Annotated in this window: 24 protein-coding genes; 13 read left to right on the forward strand and 11 right to left on the reverse strand. The window is 61.6% G+C overall.

Features of this window, described 5'->3' with window-relative positions; genetic code table 11:
* Positions 1–18: 18 nt before the first annotated feature.
* The 4 genes from JNB85_RS20345 to JNB85_RS20360 form a co-directional block, all read right to left on the reverse strand.
* Positions 19–1,887 (reverse strand): ABC transporter ATP-binding protein, encoded by a 1,869-nt coding sequence (locus tag JNB85_RS20345; protein WP_220336111.1) that lies wholly within the window; start codon positions 1,885–1,887, stop codon positions 19–21.
* A 149-nt stretch (positions 1,888–2,036) separates the two neighbouring features.
* Positions 2,037–2,456 carry a GFA family protein gene (locus tag JNB85_RS20350; protein ID WP_220336112.1) on the reverse strand — a complete coding sequence of 140 codons (420 nt, stop codon included), beginning with the start codon at positions 2,454–2,456 and terminating at the stop codon, positions 2,037–2,039.
* Between the two features lie 243 nt (positions 2,457–2,699).
* Entirely contained in the window at positions 2,700–3,179 is a 480-nt protein-coding gene (locus tag JNB85_RS20355; RefSeq protein WP_220336113.1) for a VOC family protein, read from the reverse strand.
* A 92-nt stretch (positions 3,180–3,271) separates the two neighbouring features.
* The gene (locus tag JNB85_RS20360) at positions 3,272–3,481 is read right to left on the reverse strand and encodes a DUF1127 domain-containing protein (protein WP_220336114.1); all 210 of its coding nucleotides are present in this window, start codon (positions 3,479–3,481) and stop codon (positions 3,272–3,274) included.
* A 96-nt stretch (positions 3,482–3,577) separates the two neighbouring features.
* Here JNB85_RS20360 and JNB85_RS20365 point away from each other — a divergent pair, with 96 nt between their 5' ends.
* Positions 3,578–4,453 (forward strand): LysR family transcriptional regulator, encoded by an 876-nt coding sequence (locus tag JNB85_RS20365; RefSeq protein ID WP_220336322.1) that lies wholly within the window; start codon positions 3,578–3,580, stop codon positions 4,451–4,453.
* Between the two features lie 18 nt (positions 4,454–4,471).
* Here JNB85_RS20365 and JNB85_RS20370 read toward each other — a convergent pair whose 3' ends face one another.
* Positions 4,472–5,464 (reverse strand): SDR family oxidoreductase, encoded by a 993-nt coding sequence (locus JNB85_RS20370; protein WP_220336115.1) that lies wholly within the window; start codon positions 5,462–5,464, stop codon positions 4,472–4,474.
* Between the two features lie 178 nt (positions 5,465–5,642).
* On the opposite strand from JNB85_RS20370, the gene JNB85_RS20375 reads away from it, so the two are divergent.
* Positions 5,643–6,191 carry a P-loop nucleotide/nucleoside kinase family protein gene (locus JNB85_RS20375; protein WP_220336116.1) on the forward strand — a complete coding sequence of 183 codons (549 nt, stop codon included), beginning with the start codon at positions 5,643–5,645 and terminating at the stop codon, positions 6,189–6,191.
* A 64-nt stretch (positions 6,192–6,255) separates the two neighbouring features.
* Entirely contained in the window at positions 6,256–7,065 is an 810-nt protein-coding gene (locus JNB85_RS20380; RefSeq protein ID WP_220336323.1) for a pirin family protein, read from the forward strand.
* 180 nt (positions 7,066–7,245) lie between these two features.
* Here JNB85_RS20380 and JNB85_RS20385 read toward each other — a convergent pair whose 3' ends face one another.
* Positions 7,246–8,589 carry an NAD(P)/FAD-dependent oxidoreductase gene (locus tag JNB85_RS20385; protein WP_220336117.1) on the reverse strand — a complete coding sequence of 448 codons (1,344 nt, stop codon included), beginning with the start codon at positions 8,587–8,589 and terminating at the stop codon, positions 7,246–7,248.
* Between the two features lie 224 nt (positions 8,590–8,813).
* Here JNB85_RS20385 and JNB85_RS20390 point away from each other — a divergent pair, with 224 nt between their 5' ends.
* From JNB85_RS20390 to JNB85_RS20410, 5 genes are all read left to right on the forward strand, one after another.
* Complete coding sequence (locus tag JNB85_RS20390; RefSeq protein ID WP_220336118.1) at positions 8,814–9,548, forward strand: glycosyltransferase family 25 protein; 735 nt, start codon at positions 8,814–8,816, stop codon at positions 9,546–9,548.
* A 311-nt stretch (positions 9,549–9,859) separates the two neighbouring features.
* Positions 9,860–11,002, forward strand: coding sequence for a glycosyltransferase family 4 protein (locus JNB85_RS20395; protein ID WP_223216564.1), 1,143 nt, complete (start codon positions 9,860–9,862; stop codon positions 11,000–11,002).
* Positions 10,980–11,912, forward strand: coding sequence for a glucosamine inositolphosphorylceramide transferase family protein (locus JNB85_RS20400; protein ID WP_220336119.1), 933 nt, complete (start codon positions 10,980–10,982; stop codon positions 11,910–11,912). The genes JNB85_RS20395 and JNB85_RS20400 overlap by 23 nt, the downstream gene beginning before the upstream one ends.
* 120 nt (positions 11,913–12,032) lie before the next feature.
* Positions 12,033–12,797 (forward strand): sugar phosphate isomerase/epimerase family protein, encoded by a 765-nt coding sequence (locus JNB85_RS20405; protein ID WP_220336120.1) that lies wholly within the window; start codon positions 12,033–12,035, stop codon positions 12,795–12,797.
* A 148-nt stretch (positions 12,798–12,945) separates the two neighbouring features.
* Positions 12,946–14,193: a glycosyltransferase gene (locus JNB85_RS20410; protein ID WP_220336121.1), complete on the forward strand. Its 1,248-nt coding sequence runs from the start codon at positions 12,946–12,948 to the stop codon at positions 14,191–14,193.
* Positions 14,194–14,203: 10 nt separating this feature from the next.
* Here the strand turns inward: JNB85_RS20410 and JNB85_RS20415 are convergent, their stop codons facing one another.
* Positions 14,204–14,470 carry a hypothetical protein gene (locus JNB85_RS20415; protein ID WP_220336122.1) on the reverse strand — a complete coding sequence of 89 codons (267 nt, stop codon included), beginning with the start codon at positions 14,468–14,470 and terminating at the stop codon, positions 14,204–14,206.
* Positions 14,467–14,706 carry a hypothetical protein gene (locus tag JNB85_RS20420; protein WP_220336123.1) on the reverse strand — a complete coding sequence of 80 codons (240 nt, stop codon included), beginning with the start codon at positions 14,704–14,706 and terminating at the stop codon, positions 14,467–14,469. The genes JNB85_RS20415 and JNB85_RS20420 overlap by 4 nt, the downstream gene beginning before the upstream one ends.
* A 237-nt stretch (positions 14,707–14,943) precedes the next feature.
* Between JNB85_RS20420 and JNB85_RS20425 the strand changes: the two genes are divergently transcribed.
* Positions 14,944–15,345 (forward strand): GFA family protein, encoded by a 402-nt coding sequence (locus tag JNB85_RS20425; RefSeq protein WP_220336124.1) that lies wholly within the window; start codon positions 14,944–14,946, stop codon positions 15,343–15,345.
* A gap of 33 nt (positions 15,346–15,378) precedes the next feature.
* Here the strand turns inward: JNB85_RS20425 and JNB85_RS20430 are convergent, their stop codons facing one another.
* Together JNB85_RS20430 and JNB85_RS20435 are read right to left on the reverse strand one after the other, a co-directional pair.
* Complete coding sequence (locus JNB85_RS20430; protein ID WP_183740117.1) at positions 15,379–15,540, reverse strand: hypothetical protein; 162 nt, start codon at positions 15,538–15,540, stop codon at positions 15,379–15,381.
* 128 nt (positions 15,541–15,668) lie between these two features.
* A complete protein-coding gene (locus tag JNB85_RS20435; protein ID WP_220336125.1) occupies positions 15,669–16,460 on the reverse strand; it encodes a class I SAM-dependent methyltransferase in 792 nt (263 codons plus the stop codon).
* A 573-nt stretch (positions 16,461–17,033) separates the two neighbouring features.
* On the opposite strand from JNB85_RS20435, the gene JNB85_RS20440 reads away from it, so the two are divergent.
* The 3 genes from JNB85_RS20440 (at position 17,034) to JNB85_RS20450 (ending at position 19,516) form a co-directional block, all read left to right on the forward strand.
* The gene (locus JNB85_RS20440) at positions 17,034–17,186 is read left to right on the forward strand and encodes a hypothetical protein (RefSeq protein WP_220336126.1); all 153 of its coding nucleotides are present in this window, start codon (positions 17,034–17,036) and stop codon (positions 17,184–17,186) included.
* Between the two features lie 319 nt (positions 17,187–17,505).
* Positions 17,506–17,808: a UBP-type zinc finger domain-containing protein gene (locus JNB85_RS20445; protein WP_220336127.1), complete on the forward strand. Its 303-nt coding sequence runs from the start codon at positions 17,506–17,508 to the stop codon at positions 17,806–17,808.
* Between the two features lie 10 nt (positions 17,809–17,818).
* Positions 17,819–19,516, forward strand: a complete 1,698-nt coding sequence (locus JNB85_RS20450; RefSeq protein ID WP_220336128.1) for an FAD-dependent oxidoreductase — start codon at positions 17,819–17,821, stop codon at positions 19,514–19,516.
* Between the two features lie 123 nt (positions 19,517–19,639).
* On the opposite strand, the gene JNB85_RS20455 is transcribed toward JNB85_RS20450, so the two are convergent.
* The gene (locus tag JNB85_RS20455; RefSeq protein WP_220336129.1) at positions 19,640–20,278 is read right to left on the reverse strand and encodes a TetR/AcrR family transcriptional regulator; all 639 of its coding nucleotides are present in this window, start codon (positions 20,276–20,278) and stop codon (positions 19,640–19,642) included.
* Between the two features lie 76 nt (positions 20,279–20,354).
* Between JNB85_RS20455 and JNB85_RS20460 the strand changes: the two genes are divergently transcribed.
* Positions 20,355–21,089: an SDR family oxidoreductase gene (locus JNB85_RS20460; protein ID WP_220336130.1), complete on the forward strand. Its 735-nt coding sequence runs from the start codon at positions 20,355–20,357 to the stop codon at positions 21,087–21,089.
* The last annotated feature ends 109 nt before the right edge of the window (positions 21,090–21,198 follow it).

Raw genomic sequence — 21,198 nt, forward strand, 5'->3', positions numbered from 1 at the left:
CGGTGAGGAACGGGGCAATTACCCGGTCCCCAACTCGTCAATCTCCTCCGGAATAAACCCGCCCGTTTGCCGCCTCCACAGCCGCGCAAACAGCCCATCGCCTTCAATCAATTCTTCCGGCCGGCCCTCCTCGATGATGCGGCCGTGGTCGAGCACGACAATGCGATCCATGCTTGAGATGGTCGACAAGCGGTGGGCGATGGCGATGACGGTTTTGCCTTCCATGACCAGGTTCAGCCGTTCCTGGATGACGGCTTCGGATTCGCTGTCGAGGGCCGAGGTTGCCTCGTCGAGCACCAGGATCGGCGCATTCTTGAGGAGCGCGCGGGCGATTGCCACGCGCTGGCGCTGGCCGCCCGAGAGTTTTATGCCGCGGTCTCCGACATAGGCCTCGTAACCCTTGCGGCCTTCGCTGTCGGCGAGATCGGCGATGAAGAGATCGGCGCTCGCCATTTTCGCGACAGCCTCGATCTCCTCCTGCGTCGCCTCCGGCCGGCCATAGCGGATGTTGTCGCCGACCGAGCGGTGCAGCAGCGCGACATCCTGGGCGATGACGCCGATGGCGCGGCGCAGGCTCGACTGGGTGACGGTGCGGATATCCTGGCCGTCGATGAGGATGGCACCATCCTTGATGTCGTAGAAACGTAGGAGCAGGTTGGCGAGCGTCGTCTTGCCCGCACCGGAGAGACCGACGAGGCCGACTTTTTCGCCTGGGCGGACGGTCAATGACAGGCTGTCGATGACCGGCTTGCCGGACTTGTAGGCGAAGCGGACGTTCTCAAAGCGCACCTCGCCTGATGTCACAGCAAGCTCCGTCGCATCCGGCCGATCGACGATGGTGGGCGGCGTCGTCATGACCGGCATCGCATCCTTGATCGTGCCGATCGCCTGGAAGATCGCTTGGCCCATCTGCAGGAATGTAAACGTATGCCCGGACAGGCGGTTCAGAACATAGACGGCACCGGTGAACTCACCGATCGTGACGAAGCCGTCGACGAGCCCGGTAAAGCCGATCGACAGAATGGCCAACCAGTGCATCATGTTGAGGACGACGACGATGAGCTCGGCGGTCCGGTAGATGCGCTGTTCGCTTTGCTGCGCCTTGATCGCCTTGCCGATGATGCCGCGGATGGCGCCCGCCTCGCTGTCTTCGGCGGCGAATTGCTTCACCATCTGCATATTGGCGTAGAGATCGGTGATGGCGCCGGAAATCAGGCTGCGTCGCTTGGCAGAGCGGCGCGAGCGCTCGGTGAAGACAGGAGCCAGCCTGACGGCGAGCAGAACGTTGAGCGTGATCCAGACGATGGCCGGCAGGGCGAGCTGCCAGGACAGCGCGCTCAGCAAAACGACAGAGCCCACCATCTGCATCAGGAAGCGGGGGATGGACTGGAAAGCCGAAATGATCTGCTGCTGGACGGCGGAAGCAACCTGCGTCAGGCGCGAGGCGACTTGACCGGCATAGAGATCGTGGAAGAAGGCGAGATCCTGCCGTTCCACCGCCTTGTGGCCCTGCCACTGGATGGCGGCCGGCATGCCGATGCCGAGCGTATGCGAGGTCAGCGTATTGACGAGGAACGAGGCGATGGGAATGGCCGGGAAGAGCAGCAGGCCGAAGAAGGTCAGCAGCGGCCATTCATCGTGCAGAAAAGCGCGTGCTCCTTGCTGCGTCACGCCGTCGACGATGACTGACAGCCCCCAGACGATCGTCAGGTTCATGGCCTCTATCGCCATGGTGGAAAGGGCCACCGCAATCAGCACGCCGCGGAACATCGAGATGAAGTGCAGAAGCACCGTCACAGGACCCTTTGACGGCAGCGGCCGGTAGGGGATATCGAGAGGCTGGATCAGGCGTTCGAAGGGGCGGTAGATCGCATCTGAGATCGACATAATCGGCTTGAAGCCTCTCGGGTCAAAGATCGGAGGAGGGCGGGTATATCCAGGCGACGCGAACCGTATGGAATCATCGCTGCGATCTCAATTAGAAATTTTGGAAAAGTGCGGGCAGCGGCCGTGGGTTGCCTCCGGACGCTACGGCCTCAATGTGACTGCCGCGCAACGCTGCCCTGGTGGAAGTGTTCGTCGGCACGGTCTATCTGAACCCAATTGTGCTTCGACCGTTCGAAGATTGATTTGGCCGGAGCCGGAAACTGGCTCACGTCGCCCAAGGCTCCTAGAGCCACGCCGATCATGGAGGGCAGGTTGTCGGCCTTCCAGTACACCGATGAGCCGCAGTTCGGACAGAAATAGGAATGCACCTTTCCGCCGCTTGCCGCGTCGCGAGTGTATAGCTTAGCCGTTCCGGACATCGTGACGGCTTCGGCCGGATAGAAGGCACCGGCGCCGAAAGGGGCGCCTGTTCGCCTCTGGCATTCGATGCAGTGACAGACGATCACCACATTTGGTTTTTCCGGCAGCGCCAATCTGAGCGCGCCGCAGCTGCATCGGGCATCGGCCATCGAAAGACTCCTGTTTCGCGAGGTTTGAGGATTTTGGGATTTACGGGGAGATGCTGGCGTGCCTGACTGAATCCGCTCGCCTTCAAACGACGGTGGTTGCCGTCAGCGGCTGCTATTATGGGAGGTGCCGCGAAAGTTCAGGCTCAAGGCGATCATCTGCTCGGAAATACCTCGGAAACAGGACCGGCTGCTGTTCGAGTGCCAGACACCAGCCGGCTGCCCATAATTGCAGAACCCGCTGCCTCAGCCGCGGCGGGCTGCCTCTATTGCCGCGACGTCGATCTTGCGCATGGTCATCATCGCGTCGAAAGCGCGCTTTGCCTCGGCTCCGCCAGCCTGCATCGCTTCCATCAGGACGCGCGGGGTGATCTGCCAGGAGACGCCCCATTTATCCTTGCACCAGCCGCATTCGCTTTCCTGGCCGCCATTGCCGACGATTGCATTCCAGTAGCGGTCGGTCTCTTCCTGGTTTTCGGTCGAAATCTGAAAGGAAAAGGCTTCGCTGTGCTTGATCGAGGGGCCGCCATTGAGCCCGATGCATGGGATTCCGGCAACCGTGAATTCCACGACCAGCACGTCTCCCTGCTGGCCGGACGGATAATCGCCGGGGGCGCGGTGGATCGCGCCGACCTTGCTGTCCGGAAAGACGCCGGCGTAAAAGCGGGCGGCTTCCTCGGCGTGCTTGTCGTACCAGACGCAGATCGTGTTCTTTGCTACTGCCATTGCGCGCTCCTCCCTCGTGTTCTCCCCGATGGCAGAGACATAAGGGGCAAAACGTTTTTCTCCAGTCCGGCTGCGCGATAAAACCGCGGCCGCTACCCCCAGAACCAGGATTTGTTGACCTCGATCCTCGCCTCGGAAGGGCTGATGCCGATATCGCGGAGCTGCTCGTCCGACAGGCAGGAAAGGATCAGCCGCTCACGGCGCTTGCTGAAATAGAGGGCAAGGCGCATCAGGCAGCGCCTGGCGATGCCGCCGCTCGGGGCGCGATCCATCGTCGTCGGCAGTTCCACATCTGTTGTCATCGGGCATCTCCAGCTTTCATCTAGGGTGCCTCAAAATGGACTAGCGCATTCCGGCATGGAAGCTTATGGTTTTTACGCAATTCATAAGGAATTCTTCTGGTGCTGAACCTCGACCAGCTAGCCGCCTTCGTCAGTGTCATCGATCTCGGGAGTTTCACCGCCGCGGCCGAAAAGGCCGGGCTGACGCAGCCGGCCGTCAGCCTGCAGGTCAAGCTTCTGGAACAGCGGATGGGGGTTCGGCTGATCGAGCGGGTCGGCCGTCGGGCGCAGCCGTCGGCGGCGGGCGCCGAACTGCTCGCTCATGCGCGTAGGATTCTCGGCGAATGCGTGGCGGCCGAGGAGGCGATGACGCCTTACCGGCAAGGTGCGGTAGGGCGCGTGCGGATTGGCAGCGGCGGCACGGCCTCGATTCACCTGCTGCCGCGCGCGATCGCCGCTGCCAAGAAACGCATGCCCGGTCTGGAGATCGTGGTGCGTGTCGGCAACACCGATGAGATGATCCGCGATCTCGAAACCAATGCGCTCGATATTGCCGTCGTCACACTGCCGGCTTCCGGCCGTTCACTCGAGATCGAGCCCTTCTACGAGGATGAGCTCATCGCCGTGGCGCCGAGGGGAAGCGCGATCCCGGAGGGAGGGCCGACGCCCGAATTCTTCAAAGACAAGATCATGATGCTCTACGAGGGCGGCAATACGCGTCGCATGACCGACGAGTGGTTCGCTGCCGCCGGCATCAGGAGCCAGCCCACCATGGAGTTCGGCAGCGTCGAGGCGATCAAGGAACTGGTCGCCGCGGGGCTTGGATGGTCGATACTGCCGGGGCTTGCCCTGCAGCGTGACCGGGGCCGGTTCGTGACGTCACCCGTCCAGCCGCCGCTGGTGCGCCAGCTCGGCATGGTCATCCGGCGCGACAAACATCTGACGAGGGGGCTGCGCGAAGTGATGAAGTGCCTTCGTGCATTCGAGGCGTAGCGGCTTTTGACTAAGCTGTCATGCGGCAGCTCCGAGAGCGCTCTGTTCGGCGCAGATACGGTCGATCAGGGCATCGAACTCGCCTTTCGGCGGACGGCCCTTCGCGAAACGCTGCTTGAGGTGCATGATCGGTTCGGCCAGGATTTCATCCAGGCTTTCGGCGCAGGTGAAGTCGCCGGCTACACTCTTGACCTTGGAATTATCGAAAATCGCCGTCCAGGCCTTGTCGCCGGTCAGCGGGCCGATCCATTCCGGGTTGTACTTGACGAGCGTGTCTGTCGGCACGTGGACGATCTTGGCTTCGACGCCGAGCAGGCGGGCGATCGCCGTCTGGATGTCGTCCCAGATATGGGCGTGGTCGTTGGTGATGTGGAAGATATCGTGCAGCGCCTTCTGCTTGCCGAACAGGCCGATGAAAGGCACGGCGAAATCGACCGAACGGGTGAGCGTCCAGGGCGTATGGCCATCGCCTGCCACGATGGTCGGCTCGCCATCCAGCATGCGCCGCGCCATGACGTCGCTGTCGCCCATCATGATCGGCAGGCCGGTGCGGACGGTGTGGCTGGGGCGGACGATGGTCCAGGCGAGGTTTTCGGACTTCTTCAGCAGTTCTTCGCAGGCGATCTTGGCCTGGCTGTAGGGCCAGTAGGGGTTGATCGCCGGTGTCTTCTCTTCTGATATCACATAGTGGCGGGCCGGCTTTTCATAGACCGAGGCCGACGAGATGAAGACGTACTGGCCGCAATGGCCCGAGAATATCTCGATGTCGCGGGCAATCTGATCCGGCGTGAAGGCGATGAACTGGGCGACGACATCGTAATTGGCCTTGGCGAGATCGGCATAGGCTGATGATCCAAGCTCACCGACGATGGAGGTGACGCCGGCGGGCAGAGGATCGCCCCTCAGGCCGCGATTATAGACACTGACCTGATGGCCTTGGGCCACTGCGCGCTCTACACAAGGATAGGAAATCTGGCCGGTGCCGCCGATGAAAAGGATTTTCAGTGCCATGTGGGGACCTCGATATCGGATAGGGCGGGATGTGATCGAGATTCATAGCGCGAAAGGCGGGACGCGTCTCGTGCGAAATGGACGGCGTGGTGGGGCAAAAGCAGCCGCATATTCCAAGATCGGGAAATGCCGCTAGGATCCACCGGGTTCATCATCAGCAAGCGGGAGGTGCCTATTCATGCTGATCATTTTCGGCGGTTTACCCGGCTCGGGGAAGACGACGATTTCGCGTGCCCTGGCAAAGGAGCTTGGGGCCTTCCATCTGCGCGTCGATACGATCGAACAGAACATACGGGCTTCGGGCATGCTGAGCGCCGAGGTCGGCCCGGCAGGCTATATGGTCGGATATGGGATCGCCGAAGACAATCTCACGCTCGGCAAGATCGTCGTTGCGGACTCGGTCAATCCTTTGAAAGTGACACGGGATGCCTGGCTGTCGGTCGCAGAGCGATCAGGTGTGCCGGCCTTCGAGATCGAAATCGTCTGCTCGGACCGGAACGAACATCGCCGAAGGGCGGAAACACGGGCAAGCGATGTTCCGGGGCTGAGAAAGCCGAGCTGGGAAGAGATCGTCGCACGCGACTATGAGGATTGGGGGCAAAGTCCCATTGTGATCGACACTGCAAAGCAAAGCGTGGACCAGGCCGTTGCCGAACTCGTATCAAGGCTTGGAGCGGGCGTCAGTAACAACGGTGGGACTCGGCCTGCCCAGCGTCTGTTTGATTGACCTTGAACCGCATCAGGGCGCTAATGAGCCGGTATCGTCACTGCTTGCAGGCAAGGAGGACACGATGCTGCTCAAGGGGGAACGAACCTTCGTCGTCCGCGATATGGGTGGGTTCGTTGCGCATATCAACATGCCGGGATGGGTAAAGCCGAAGCCTGGCGATCACGGCCACGGGCCGCTGGCGATGGTGGTTGAATCCATTCTGCATCCGGGCCGGCTGATTGCCATGCACGAGCACCGCAATGACGAGATCATCTCCTGGGTGCCCGAAGGCGTGATGCGCCACGAAGACCGGTCCAAAGGCCGGCTGGTTTGCGACAGCGATCATCTGATGGTGATGAATGCCGGGCGCGGCTTCTGGCATTCCGAGGAGACTCTCGCTTCCGATCCGCCGCTGCGCATGCTGCAGATCCTGGTGCGGCCCGACGCGGTCGATCTCGAACCCGGCATCCAGTATGGGGCGATGCCTGGAATGACGCCCAATCGCTGGCGGCATCTCGTCGGGCCGAAAGGAGGCGATGCGCCGTTCTTCGTTCGCAACCGGATCGACTTCTTCGATATCCGGCTTGAGGCCGACGCGCGGGTGGAATTTCCATTTAAGCACGGACACGACCTCTATTTCTATGTGTTCAGCGGTGCGGTTCTTGCCGGCGGGCAGGCGTTTGGCGAAGGCGAGCAAGGTCTGCTGCTGTCGCAGGAGCGTTTGACGGCAGAGGCGACGAGCGACTGCGTGATGGTCGCCTTCCTGCTCGATCCCCGAGCACCCGTCACGCGGCAGGGGACGGTGGCCGACAACAGGAAGATCCCGCCGCCTGTCGTGATCCGTCTCGTGAAACGATGGCAAGGGTTGAAGCGGTTGTGGCGAGGGAAGTGAAGAGAGGGGCGGCCTCAGCTCCAATATTTGACAGCGTAGACGATTGTCACGACTGTCCCTGTGAGGATGACGAACCAGCGGACCAGGTTGGTGGGCAGCACGCGCACGAGGGTGCCGCCGAGATAGCCGCCCACCGGGATGCTGTTGAGCGCGACATTTGACGATAGGGCTGGAATTCGCTCAGATCGCCGGCCCCGGCCGGATGCGGCTGCCGTCGCCGAAGCGCGAGAACCGGAAGCGGTTGAGATTATGGCCGGTGGCATTGCCCTGGATGAGGTCCGATACCACGCGGCCGATTCCGGGACCGATGCCGAAGCCGTGGCCGCTCATGCCTGTGGCGACGAAGAGACCAGTGATTGTCTCTACGCGGTCGACGATCGGCACGATGTCGGGCATGGCGTCGATCATGCCGGCCCAGGTCGCTTTCAGGCGCACGGTTTGAAATTGCGGGAAGAGACGTTTGAAATTGCGGCTGATGGCATCGAGGCTCGATTGTTCGGGGGCGGGATTCAGCACACGCATCCGTTCGAACGGACTCTCGGCATCCGCCGTCCAGCTGCGCGGTGTCGACCAGCTGTCGGGATAGAATTCGGGCGCTGCCAGCGAATAGCGGGTGCCGAAGGGGTGGGCCACGAGCGCGGGCAGGTATTTCGTGGCGTGGCGGAAGGCGTCAGGGCCGAGATAGAGGCGGTGGCTCCCCGGCGCCAGCGTGTAGCCGCCGTCCTGCCTGCGGCGGAAGGCGACGTCTGCTCCGGCTGCAGCACCCGCGTGGATCTCGGCCATCGGCTCGGTTGCGGCAACGGTGGCGCGCACAGCAAGCTGAGGGATGGAGACGCCGTGGTTTCTGAGGAAGAGCGACGACCAGGCGCCGCCTGCGACGAGCACGGTGGAGGTCTCGATGCGGCCGGCCTCGGTCCAGACGCCGCTCACCTTGCCCGAGGCGAGGTCGAGGGTTCGCGCCGCGCAGTTTTCGATGATCGTCACACCCAGACGGGCCGCGAGCCGGGCAAGTGCCGGGACGGCGAGCCATGGTTCGGCGCGCATGTCCGATGGTGTCGTCATCGATCCCGCAAATTTGCGGGACATGCCTTTGAAAAGTGCGGCCGTCTGCGCGCTGTCGAGCAGGCGGGTGTCGAGGTGGTAGGCGCTCGCGAGCTTCATGAAGGACTCGAAGCCCGCCATCTGCTTGTCGGAGTTTGCGAGATAGGTGACGCCCGTCCGGTTCAGGCCGATATCCTCGCCGCATTCTGTTGCGAGCTCCTGCCAGAGGCGGCTGGCTTCGATAACGATAGGCAGCTCGTCGGCATCGCGTCCCTGCTTGCGGATCCAGCCCCAGTTGCGGGAGGACTGTTCCGCAGCGATGCGGCCCTTTTCGATGAGTGTCACGGAGATCTTGCGCTTCGCCAGAAACAGCGCTGCTGAAACACCGATAACGCCGCCACCGATGATGACGACGTCGGTGGTTTTCGGAAGCGGGCCATGATGCTGGATGGGATCGTTTGGGGAGAAGGGGAAGGCGGGCAAGCTGTGGGTCCTGTAGGGCTGATCGGCGTGAGATTGCTAGAGGTTCCGGACCGGCAATTCAAGGTGATGTCAGCGAGTTGCTAGCTTTGCCGAAGCCATGATGCTGTCTGCCCCTTAGCGGTTGCAAAGCCGGCAAGGGAAGTGCTAGGCGGGCCTGACGGGAAGCACAGTCCCGGTGCGAGGGGCCTCGGCCCGCCTCCGGTAGCGGAAACCATGGTTGGACGATGAGCATCAGCATTTATGTGATCAATCTCGACCGGTCCACGGATCGGTGGAATGCTCTCTCCGATCAAGCCAAGACCTTGCAGTTCGACCTCGTGCGCATTGCCGGTGTCGACGGGCGGGAGATTCCCGCGGAGCAGCGCACGGCCTGTGATGAGCGCGCCTTTCGGCGCAACAATGGCCGGACCATGCTGCCGGGCGAATATGGCTGTTACCGGAGCCACCTGAAGGTGCTCGCAGCCTTTCTGGAAACGGGCAAGGACGCCTGCATCATCGTCGAGGACGATGTCATTTTGTCTGCCGACTTCGTTACGCGCGCCGAGGCGGCACTTGCGGCGGTTCCCGGCGCCGATGTGATCAAGCTCTTCAATCACCGCACCGTCGGCTTCAGGCCTGTCGCCGTCTCGGCTTTCGGCGACGAGATCGGCCGGGCGACGCACGGTCCGCAAGGATCGGCCGCCTGCTACGCGGTGACGCGGATGGGCGCCCTGAAGCTTCTGAAGACGATTGGCGTCATGCGGTTTCCCTGGGATATCGAACTGGAACGCGGCTGGGCATCGCGAGCGCGGATCTACACGACCCGTAAGAATGTGGCCGATGTAAAAGAGGGCAGCTCGAATATCGGCACTCGATCCGTCTACAAGGAAACCAAATTTCCCTGGTGGAGGCGGTTGCCGACCTATGCGATCCGTATCGTAGAAACGGCACGCAGGGTCAGCTACGCGTTGAAGAAGTAGGACGCCAGAACGGATTGCAATCGTGAGGCGCCTGTTCTGCCGTTGCCTGCAGGATCGGTCTCAAGACTTTTTGTCGCACTTTAGCCGGCTTTTGATCGACGTTGCAGCCGCGCACAATACTGCCATAATTTTTTAAAAGAAAATTCAATTGGTTACCTAAAAGATGGTCGTTCTGTGGCTTGAAATCTTACAGATTTGTATAGTTCGCCTGTCTTGTTGGCGTCAAATCCCGGATGTAACTCATCGCTGAACCTATCGAGAAGTGTTTCTCCAACACCTCAACTCGGTCGGCTATCGGTCTGAGGTGTATCATGAGCGCTCGCAAGAACTTCGTGGGTGAATTGTACCCGCATGCCTATACGGATGCCAGTATAGCAGCATCTCCCAAATTGAAAATTCTGCATGTCTTATTCTCCTCCAGAGTTGCGGGGTCGGAACGATACTGCGTTGATCTTGCCAATGGGCAGGCTGCTCTTGGGCATGAGGTTCACGTTGCTGGGCGACAGGGATCGCCGATGGCCGGCCTGCTCTCGAAAGAGGTGGTTTTCCACGGCTTCACGATCCCGTTTCTGCGCGGCCTGAGGCTGCGGCGGCTGATGGGCAGGGCAGGGATCGAGATCGCGCATGGGCATCTCAGCCATGGCTGCAAGGCGCTTGCCGCAGCGCCGGACCGCATCGCCAGGATCGCGACCCTCCATGTCGGCTACAAGGCCAGGCAGCATGCCTGCCTTGACGGCGTTATCTGCGTCAATACCGCCCAATCGACGCGGCTCGGCACATATGACGGCCAATCGGCGCTGATTTCCAACTGGCTGCCCGACGTCAAGTCTGCCGAGAGCTTCGACCTGCGCGCGCAGTTGAATTTGCCGCGCGACACACGGCTTGTCGGCAGTGTCGGGCGCCTGCATCTCAGCAAGGGATACGATGTGCTGGTGTCGGCCTTCCGGCAGGCAGCACCCGGCAATGCCGCTCTCGTCATCGCCGGCGAGGGGCCGCATCGCAAAGCGCTGGAGAGGCTCGCCGGGGGCGACAGACGAATCCATCTGCTCGGTCATTGCAACAATGTGCCGGGTTTCCTGCGCAATCTCGATCTCTTCGTGTCGCCCTCGCGCGAGGAATCGGCGGGGCTCGCCATTCTCGAAGCCATGCATGAGGGGCTGCCGATCATCGCGACAGCCGCAGAAGGCCCATCCGAATATCTGCGCGAGCAGCCGGTGATGCTGGTCGCGCCCGGCTCGGTCGAGCAGCTTTCCGAGGCGCTCGGCGATGCGATGCGGGAAGAATCCGTTGTCCGCCTGTCGCGCGTAGGCTACGACTTGGCTCCTTTCTCCCGTTCGGCAGGTATTGCGAATGTTCTCGATTTTTATGTCCGAATTGCCCGCGGAGCCGCAGTCCAGGCTGCGCCCGACAACGATCAGCCGCGGTTGATCCATGCGTCTGAAACCCAAGAGTGATTTCTGGCACGTGGGTATCGTGCCGGCGCCCGCCGAGGCGCTGCTCGATGCCGGGACACTCGCCGGTTGTTCCAGCCGCATTACATGGCTGCCCGATCCGGGGCCGTGGCGATATCTCGCCGATCCCTTCGCCGTGAAGAAGGGCGACAGCCTGCACGTCTTCGTGGAAGCCTATGACTACCATACCAAGCATGGCTTCATCGAGCGCCACGAACTGGTGGGGCCGGACCTCAAATGGCGCGGCAGGGCGGTGGTGCTCACCAAGCCTTTTCATCTCTCCTATCCCTTCCTCATCGAGCAGGAGGGCGAGGTGCTGATGATGCCGGAAAGCCATAAGGCGGGGGAGGTCGCGCTGTACCGCGCCCGCGCTTTTCCTGACGATTGGGTGCGGGAAACAGTGCTTCTGGCCGATCTACCCATCGCCGAAGCCTGCCTCATCCAGCATCAGGATAAGTGGTGGATGTTCTACACGCTCGTCGGGGCCGGCGCCCGCGATCAGCGCGAGCTGCATATCGCCTTTGCCGATCGCCTGACCGGCCCTTGGAAGAGCCACCCGCAAAATCCGGTTCTCGTGGATCGCTCCGGTGCCCGGCCGGGCGGCACGCCGTTTATCGGCGCCGACGGGCAGATCATCCTGCCGGTTCAGGACTGCAGCGTCACCTATGGCGGCGGCCTGCGCTTCCTGCGCTTCAGCCTGCTCAGCGAGAAGCACGTGGCCTGCGCACATCTGCCGGTGCATCTGACGGGCGGTCTCGCCGCTGCCGGTTACCCCGACGGACTGCACACGTTTTCTGCCTGCGGAGACCTGACGCTGATCGACGTGAAGCGTATCGACAGATCCTTCGGCCGTCATATCGTCAACCTGAAACGCAAGCTGCTGCCGAAGCCCGCCTTGTCAGCATCGGGGTGATATCGGCCGTTTTGTCCTCGCAATCTGCGCCGACACGGGCGACACTGTCGCATGGATTCGATGCGGGGGAGTGCGCGGGATGCCTTGCCGGCGAGGGCGACGATGGTCTGGAGATGAGCGATGACGAAGCCGGTGCTTTCGCTGCAGCTCTTTTCGATGCGCGGACTTGGAGATCTCGGCACGCAGCTCGAAAAGGCGGCTTCTGCCGGCTTTGGCGCGGTCGAGCCGCTCGAGGGGCATCTGCGCGATGCCGATAGCCTGCAGGCCAGGCTCGTCGAAAACGGGCTGGCGGCGCCGTCCGCCCATGTCGGGCTGGAGGCGTTGCGCAGCGAACGGCAGCGTTTCGTCGAGGCCTGCCAGCAATGCGGCATCGGGCAACTCTTCGTTCCGCATCCGGCACCGTCGGTGGCGAGGGAAACACAGGCGGCATGGCAGAGGATGGGCCACGAGCTCGGCGCTCTCTCGGAGCAGATGAAGGCCGACGGCATCGTGCTCGGCTATCACAACAAGACGGCGGGCTTCGAGCGCACTATCGGCGGGCGATACGGCTTCGAACTGATGTTCGAGGCAGCCAGGGGCAGTCCGCTCGCCTGGCAGGCCGATATTGCCTGGCTGGCGCGCGCCCAGCCCAATGCGATCGAATGGATCAGGCGCTATGCCGGTGTTCTGGTCTCCGTGCATGTGAAGGATCAGGCGCCTGACGATACGGACCCGGAGGAAGACGGCTGGGCGAATGTCGGCTCCGGCGTGCTGCTCTGGCCGTCGCTCTGGCGGGCGGCGGCGACGAGCGGGGTGCGGCTCTTCGTCGTCGAGCACGACAATCCGCGGCGACCCTTCGAATTTGCGGCGCGCAGCTATGCCTATCTCAGCCGGTTTTTGACCTGAAGCCTTTGGCGCGATGAAGGGAGAATTTCGGACAGAGAACGATAACACTGCCTGCTATGCCTTTAGATATGACGCAGACGGGGCTTGCGGCAAGACCCCGATTGAGGCGTAGAACGCTTATCCTGATCAACAGCACCAGGAGAAAAGCATGCGTGTGTTACTGTCCACATACGGATCACGGGGGGATGTGCAGCCGCTGGCGGCGCTGGCGGTGGCTTTGAGGGCAACAGGCGCAGAGGCAATCGTATGCGCGCCGCCGGATGCTGAATTTGCCGCCTTGCTCGAGCGCATTGGCGTGCCGCTGGCACCAGCCAATGCGCCCGTGCGGCAATGGGTCAGCGAGGTGATGAAGAGGAGTGCTGCGGGCGACACGCGAGAGCGCTCCGCCGAAGGCATTTCCGAACGGGCGGCGGGGATCATGGCGGGGCAGGTCGAAGCCCTTTCGGTGGCTGCGGAAGGCTGCGATCTCATTGTCGCGGCAGGCCTTTTCCCCTCGATGGCAGCAGCGCGGCTCGTGGCCGATCGGGCTGGCATCGGCTATTTCGGCGCCGCCTTCTGCCCGATCTTCCTGCCATCCGAACATCACAAGCCGCATGCGTTTCCTGGCCGCCCGCATCCGCCCGGCGTGACGGATAACCGCGTGCTCTGGGATTATGACATCGAAACCAAGAACGTGATGTTCGGCGGGGCTTTCAATCGTCTGCGGGCATCGATGGGCATGGCGCCTGTCGAAAATGTGCGCGACCCCGTTCTGACCCGCCGGCCCCTGCTTGCGGCCGATCCGGTGCTCGCGCCTTTGCTCGATACGGATCTGATCGACCCGGTGCAGACGGGTGCGTGGATGCTCGATGACGACCGGCCGCTGCCATCTGTGCTGGAAGCCTTTCTCGATGCCGGCGATCCGCCCGTCTATGTCGGTTTCGGCAGCATGCCGATGCATGCGCTCCGGGATGCCGCCAGCCTGATCGTTGCCGTTATCCGCGAGCAGGGGCTGCGGGCGGTGCTGTCAAAAGGCTGGGCCGGTCTTGTGCCTGATGATGGCGCAAGCGATTGTTTCGTCGTCGACGAGGCCAATCACCAGGCGCTCTTCCCGCGGGTTGCGGCCGTCGTCCATCATGGCGGGGCAGGCACGACGGCAGCGGCGGCACGAGCCGGCGTGCCGCAGGTCGTCGTGGCGCAGATAGCCGATCAGCCCTACTGGGCAGGCCGGGTCGCAGCACTTGGCATCGGCGTAGCGCATGAGGGGACGACGCCGACGCTTCAGAGCTTTTCGAATGCACTTTCAGGAGCGCTGCAGCCGGAGATACGCCAGCGCGCTTCGGCCGTTGCCCCTGAAATCCGCACCGATGGGGCAATGGTGGCGGCAAGGCTCCTGCTTGCCTCGGCCGGCAGGTAACGAAAGGCGGTCAATCGCGCGGCAGCTTTCCTAGCAGCAACTGGTTTCCCCTGCGGTTGCCGCAGCTGCTGCATTTCAGGCGGGGGCCGATTTTGGTAAGGGTCGTGTCCTTGCCGGAACGGTAGGCAAGCTGGCGCCGGTCGATCATCGTTTCGTGCCGGCAGGCCGGGCATTGCGCGTGGATGACATACCATTGCGGCAGGGTGGCGAGCGTCTCCCTATCGATCTCGATCGCCTCGTGGCCGGCGACGAGATCGATGCTGCGGCGGTGTTTCATCTGCGTTCAAAAGGAGGGCGGTCGAAGGATGGCCGCCAGCCGCGCACCATGCCCCGGCTTATCGCGCTCTCAGCCAGAGCAAGCTGGCTGCGCAGGTGGCGACAGTCCTGCAGAAGCGTGGCGATGGCGGCCTTGGCATCCTCGTCGTGCCAGGAAAGTACGGCCTCGACTTCCCAGTTCAGGTCTTCGTTTGCAGTCTCCTCATTCGAGACTTTAGGGGCCAATTGCGGACGCATGTTCTCATTCTCCTTGCAGAGCATTTCAGTTCCAGATTGTCGGGATGGCGGCCGCAGCGCCACGGATGTTCTTATTATGTTCTCATTTTGCCGAGAGTCAATAGGGGGCGCCGGTTCGCTGCGAGAGCGTCATTTGGCCCACCATTTCACGTGTTGCGCATTCAAGAGGCGCCGTTTGCAGACATCGGGTGATTGGGGCAAGATACGCTGACCGGAACAGGCAGGATGAAACGGTGCATGCTGATCGGTTCATGTCATTGCGGAAAGACGGGCTGGACGCTGGAAGGCGATCCTGGCTCGATTACCGCCTGCAACTGCACGCTCTGCCGGCGCTATGGGGCGCTCTGGGCCTATGATTACGAGGGCGAACGGATATCCGTGAATGGCGAGACCGGCTCCTATACGCGGACCGGCCGCGAGACGCCGTCGCTGGAAATCCTGTTCTGCCCGGCCTGTGCCTGTGTGCTCGCCTGGCGCGGTTTGAGGCCCAACAGGGATGGCCGCCGGCGCATGGCCGTCAACATGCGGCTGGCGCCGCCGGATCTCGTTTGCGACCTGCCGATCGATCATTTCGACGGACTCGATACGTTCGAGGACCTGCCCTCAAAGGGGCGATGCGTGCGCGATCTCTGGTTTTGACGCCCGCAACCGTCCGAATGGACGCACGGCGCTCTAAACCAATCCGTGACCGCCGATGAAGATCGCCGCACCCAGAATCAAGATCGCCGCGATCGCATGGAGCCATGAGAACCGACGTTCTCGATAGGTTGGAACCTCAGAACCATAGCCGAGACTACGATGGTCTTCTTCGAAATTTGACAGCAGATCGCGCATTTCATGTCCTCAAGCATTCGGCCCAAACGGGCCCAGGGATAACATGCGCTCGTTCGCGTGACTTAGGCAGATCGCCAAAGGTTCAATCACCTTCCGGTGGATACGGCATCACCCGCGGCAATGCAGATCTAAGGGCGCTCGGCCATCACGAGCAGGAGGAAGGCGGCGAGATCCCGCCATCGGGCAAAACGAGGGTCGGCTTCACAGGCTTGACGGCTCGGCTGCGGCTCGCCGATCTTGCCGATGCGGAAACCTGCGGCCACGATGCCGTTCAGGTAATCGGCCAATGTGCGCGGAAAGCGGGGTACGGCGAAGGGTTCGACAATCTCGCCGGCCGGCCGGCTGCCGAACCGCCATTCTTCGGTAAAAGTCGTTCGGTCGAAATAGCGCGAGACGCAGAGGGCGGTCGCACGGCCAGCCTCGTTCCTTTGCCAGCCGAGGCCCGGCGTGATGAAGCAGGGATGCAGCACGCTGAAGGCAAGGAATCCACCGGGGCGGAGCAGGCGAAACGCCTCCCGCATGGCTGCCTCGAAATCCGGGCCGTCCATGAGGGCCATCGTGGAGATGACGGCGTCGAAGGAAGCCCCCGGAAAGCCGGTGTCGGCGCTATAGGAGGCAATCTTGTAGGCAATGCCGAGGGGGTGTTTGTCTTCGGTATCGAGTGCATGACCGATCATGCGTTCGGAGAGGTCGATACCGGTCATGCGCGCACCCATTTGCGCGAAGCGGCGGGTATTGGTGCCTTCGCCGCAGCCGAAATCGATCACATCGAGCCCTGCCAGCGGCGGCAGAAAATCGACAAAGGCGGGGAAGGTGAAGAACTCGCGATAGATGTCGTAGCCATTGCGGACATCATGCGTCCATTGATCGGCGTTGCCATCCCATCGCGCCGCCACGTCTTGCAAATTTTCGTCGGTCATCGGGCCTCCCGTTGTTCTTTGCCAATTCACGTTGCAGGAGGATAGGCCGGTTCGCCGCCTCTTCAATGACCGTCGGCCGACGAATGCGCACCCGCGAGAACCAAGAGGCCGCCGGCTGATGGGGCGGAAAGTATAATCCTTTTGGTATTGTCGGCTTCACCCATTCGGGCTATTTTTCCGTCTTTTTTGTTATGTTTCAGATAATAGTAAATTGAATATCGTTGTGATAATTGTTAAAAATACAAGCTATTCTGCTTGTATAATCGCAGACTAATCTTGCAATGCTGGCTTTTAAAAGCTGATCCGAAGGAAAACTATGCGGGTGTACTCTTTTATCATAGCGCTTCAGCTCAGTCTGCTGATGTGGTTTGGTGCCTACCATAGCGCCCGCGGACTCTACCTCAAACTGGATGCATCGCACGCCTCGAATGTTTCCTTCGCTCCAGCGGACATGATCCCTGACGACACCCGATGACGACGACCCGACGCCGGCTGTGATGGCCGCCGCTATAGCTCCCGTGACAAAACAAGAACCAGAAAAAGAACGCCACTGTGAGACCGCTACATTCCCTCATGATTGTTTACCTTGGCCCGCCGCTGATGGCAGCTGCGGTGCTTTTGGTCGTCGTATCCTGGCTCGGCGATAAGCAGCCTGCATGGCCGGATACGGTTACCGAAGTGCGCAAAGGCGGCAGGATCGGCAGCCAGAGCGAGATGTTTCGGTGATCCGGGATTGCCGTCGCACCACTATCGTCAGCGAGAAAAATTGAGAAGGGCCACCAAGTAGGGCCCGGGCGACCCTTCTCCAGCTGGTAGGTGCAGCATCCAGCGAGGGCAAAATACAAGCAGTGGCTGTTTCCGATAGTGACCGCGGTCACAACTCGGCAATATTTTCTAGCGGAAGCTGAACGAACCGGCTTCGCGGCTACATGGCAGGCTCCATCTCTGCCCTGATATTTCGGCGTCGGCACGGTTCTATACTTGCGTATGATACAGAAAAGCGTCTCATGATCTATGTTCCCTCAGGCAACCAGGGGAGATTCAGATGTCGGGATGTAAGCATGTTGCAACCGTTCGTTCCGTAGAGCCCAGGACCCTCGGCTGCGAGGAATGCCTGGAGGACGGAGAGGAGTGGGTCCATCTTCGGCTTTGCCGTGAATGCGGCCATGTCGGATGCTGCGACCAGTCCATCGGAAAGCACGCGACCGCGCATTTTCACGCCACGGGACATCCGATCATCGAGGGCTATGACCCGCCCGAGGGCTGGGGCTGGTGCTATCTCGACGAGATCATGGTTGAACTGCCCGATCAGACGCCGCAGCGCGGCCCGATCCCGCGCTATTACTGAGCGTGCCGAGATGAGCTCCGACAGCCTCGAAAGCCGCCGTTACCAGATGTTTCCGGTGCTGAACGCCGCGCAAGTTCAAATGGCGGCACGCTTTGCCAGCAGCGGCCCGCACACCTTTGCTCCCGGCGAGATCGTGTCCCAGGTCGGTGACAGGCATTCGCCCGCGTGGCTGATCCTTTCCGGCCGTCTCGATGTCTTCCGGCACGACGGACTGTCGATGCCGGAAGCATTGATCACGAGCCATGGCGCAGGGCAGTTCTCGGGAGAAGTCAGTCAACTCTCCGGACGGCCGGTGCTTGCGGGCGGACGTGCGGGTCCGGAAGGATGTGTGGCGCTGGCATTCGATGCCGCGCATCTGAAGGCTCTCATCATAGGATCGGCCGATATCGGTGAGATCATCATGCGGGCCTACATCCTGCGGCGTGTGGAGCTGATCAATTTCGGCGGCGCCGGTTCGGTTCTGATCGGCAATCCCGGAGAGCCCAACCTCGTTCGCCTGCAGGGCTTTCTGACCCGCAGCGGCTACCCCCACATCGTCCTCGATGCGGCGCTGGATCACGAAGGCCAGGCCCTGGTGGAGAGGCTTGGAATCCTGGCGGGCGAATTGCCGCTCATGGTCTGCCCCAACGGCACGGTGCTCAAAAATCCGACCGACGCCGAAGCTGCCTGCTGCCTCGGCATCATGCCGGAACTCGATCCGGAAACCGTCTACGATGTGGCGATCGTCGGCGCGGGTCCCTCGGGGCTGGCTGCTGCGGTTTACGCTGCATCGGAGGGGCTCAGCGTCATCGTCGTCGACGCACGTTCGATCGGCGGGCAGGCCGGCAGTTCCTCCCGTATCGAAAATTATCTCGGCTTTCCGACCGGAATTTCAGGCCAGGCGCTTGCGGGCCGCGCCTTCAATCAGGCGCTCAAATTCGGAGCGGAGATCGCCTTGCCGATCGAGGTCAACGAACTGGTTCCACCTCCAGCCGGCAAACGCGGGACGGGGCCGATGGTCTTGCGGCTCGAGGGAGACCGGGCGGTCAAGGCACGAACCGTCGTCATCGCCTCGGGTGCCAGGTACCGCAGGCCCGATATTCCCGACATAGCGCACTTCGAGGGCGCCGGCATTTCTTATTGGGCATCTGCAATCGAAGCCAAATTGTGCGAAAATGACGATATCGCCCTGGTTGGCGGCGGCAATTCGGCCGGCCAGGCGATCGCATTCCTGGCGCCGCGGGTCCGGCGTCTGCATCTGGTGATCCGCCGAAGCCTGACCGAAACCATGTCCACCTACCTCATCGATCGGATAGCGGCGCTGCCGAACGTGGAGATACATCTGGGATGCGAGCTGACGGCGCTGTCGCAAGACCAGCCCGGCCGTCTGACGGCAACGATCACCGATATCAGGGAGCAGTCCGGGACAAATTACGATCTTCGCCGCGTCTTCATGTTTATCGGCGCCGATCCGAATACCGACTGGATCAAGTGCCGCATCAAGACGGATGATAAGGGCTTCATCAGGACCGGCGCGGGGTTTACTCCCGATGTCGAAATGGAGCTTGGGCGGCCCTCGCTCGCGCTTGAAACCAGCCTGCCGAACGTCTTTGCGATTGGCGACGTGCGCGCCGGCTCGACGAAGCGAGTTGCCGCAGCTGTCGGCGAAGGTGCCGCCGTCGTCAGCGATATTCACGCCGCGCTGAGACAGTCAGCGCTCATGAAATAACAGCAATCCGGGAGAGTTTCCGCGGGTGTCGGTCATACCCAGGCGTGGGCGAACGAGGACGATCTTGACGCCACCGGTCGGTGACCTGCTCGACATACGCTGCAGGCGGCGATTTGTTGACGGCTAGGCGGGGATCTTCGCAGCATCCAGATAGGTGCAGAACATCTGCGTCAGCTGGTTGCGCAGGCCGCCATCGACAAGCAGTTCCGACATGCCCCGATCGAAGACGTTGCGGACGGTGCCGCAGAGCACGTTCAGCATCATCACGTTGACAGTGGAGAGGTTGGAGAACCTGGCGTCGCAAGCTGTGGCGAACATCGCTTCGCTCGCGGTTTCGATACGTCTGGACATGGTTTCGACGATGCCTGCGACGTTGACCTCGGCGGCGGCGCGATAGAGGGCGATCGTCACGTCGCGCCGTTCGATCTTCACCTCGATATAGGTGCCTACCAAGGCTTCGGCCATTTGTGCATAAGGCGCGCCGCGATGGGCCTGGCAGGCAGCTTCCACCCGGTCTGCCAGCATTTTGAGATAACGCTCGTTGACGGCGTGGAACAAGGCCTGCTTGTTTGGAAAATATTGATAGAGGGAGCCGACGGAGACGCCGGCTCTTTCTGCGACGCGCGTGGTCGTCAGATCGCCCGGGCCGTCCGATATCAAAACCTGAATCGTCGCTTCGAAAATCGCCTCGACCGTGTTAACCGACCGCGCCTGACGCGGTGTTTTGCGGGCATTTTCTGCCAAGATCTGAGCGAAAACCATATGCGAATTCAAAACCTGAAGAATCCTTCTTATTTTCACTCTGCGCGCACCGATCAGGATTTTCAAGGAACTTCAGATGTTGAACGACAGCAGACGCATTGCGCTGGTGACCGGCGCGAACAAGGGAATTGGATTTGAAATCGCCAGGCAGCTCGCTCTATCGGGCGTGACTGTACTGCTCGGCGCGCGTGACGCCGGCCGCGGGCGGATGGCTGCCGATGAACTGGCCGCACAGGGGCTCGATGTTTCTTTCGTGCAGATCGATGTCTGCGATGCAGAGAGCATCACGGCCGCCGCCGGCGAGATCGAGGCCAGGCATGGCCGCCTCGACATTCTCGTCAACAATGCCGGCATTGCCGATTATACCGATGGGGCGCCCGGCAAGGCCGCGCTGGAAGCGGTGCGCCGCGAGCTGGAGACCAATTTCGTCGGGGCGCTGGCGGTCACCCAGGCGATGCTGCCGCTTATGCGCAAGGCGGAGACCGGCCGCATCGTCAACATGACGAGCAGCCTCGGTTCGCTCACGCTGAACGGGGATCCGGACTGGCCCTTCTATGGCGTGCGGCTCATTGGCTACAACGCATCGAAAGCGGCGTTGAACATGCTGACGATCCAGCTCAATGCCGAGCTTGGTGACAGCGGCATTACCGCCGTCTCGGTTTGCCCCGGCCTCGTCAATACCGATCTCAGCGGCCACAGGGGCGATCGCTCGCCCGCCGAGGCGGCGGCTTTCCCGGTTCAAATGGCCCTGGTCGGGCAATATGGTCCCGAAGATGCGTTTCAGAGCGAGGGCGGCGCGGTGCCCTGGTAATTTTCCTTCGCCGCAAAGCGATTGACGGACCGCAAAATTGCGGCTAGCTCTTACGCCCATGAAAATCGCAATGGTTCTCGTCGTGGTGATATCGCGCATGGGCAGGACG

The organism is Rhizobium mesosinicum, from assembly GCF_019511345.1.
Lineage (GTDB): Bacteria > Pseudomonadota > Alphaproteobacteria > Rhizobiales > Rhizobiaceae > Rhizobium > Rhizobium mesosinicum.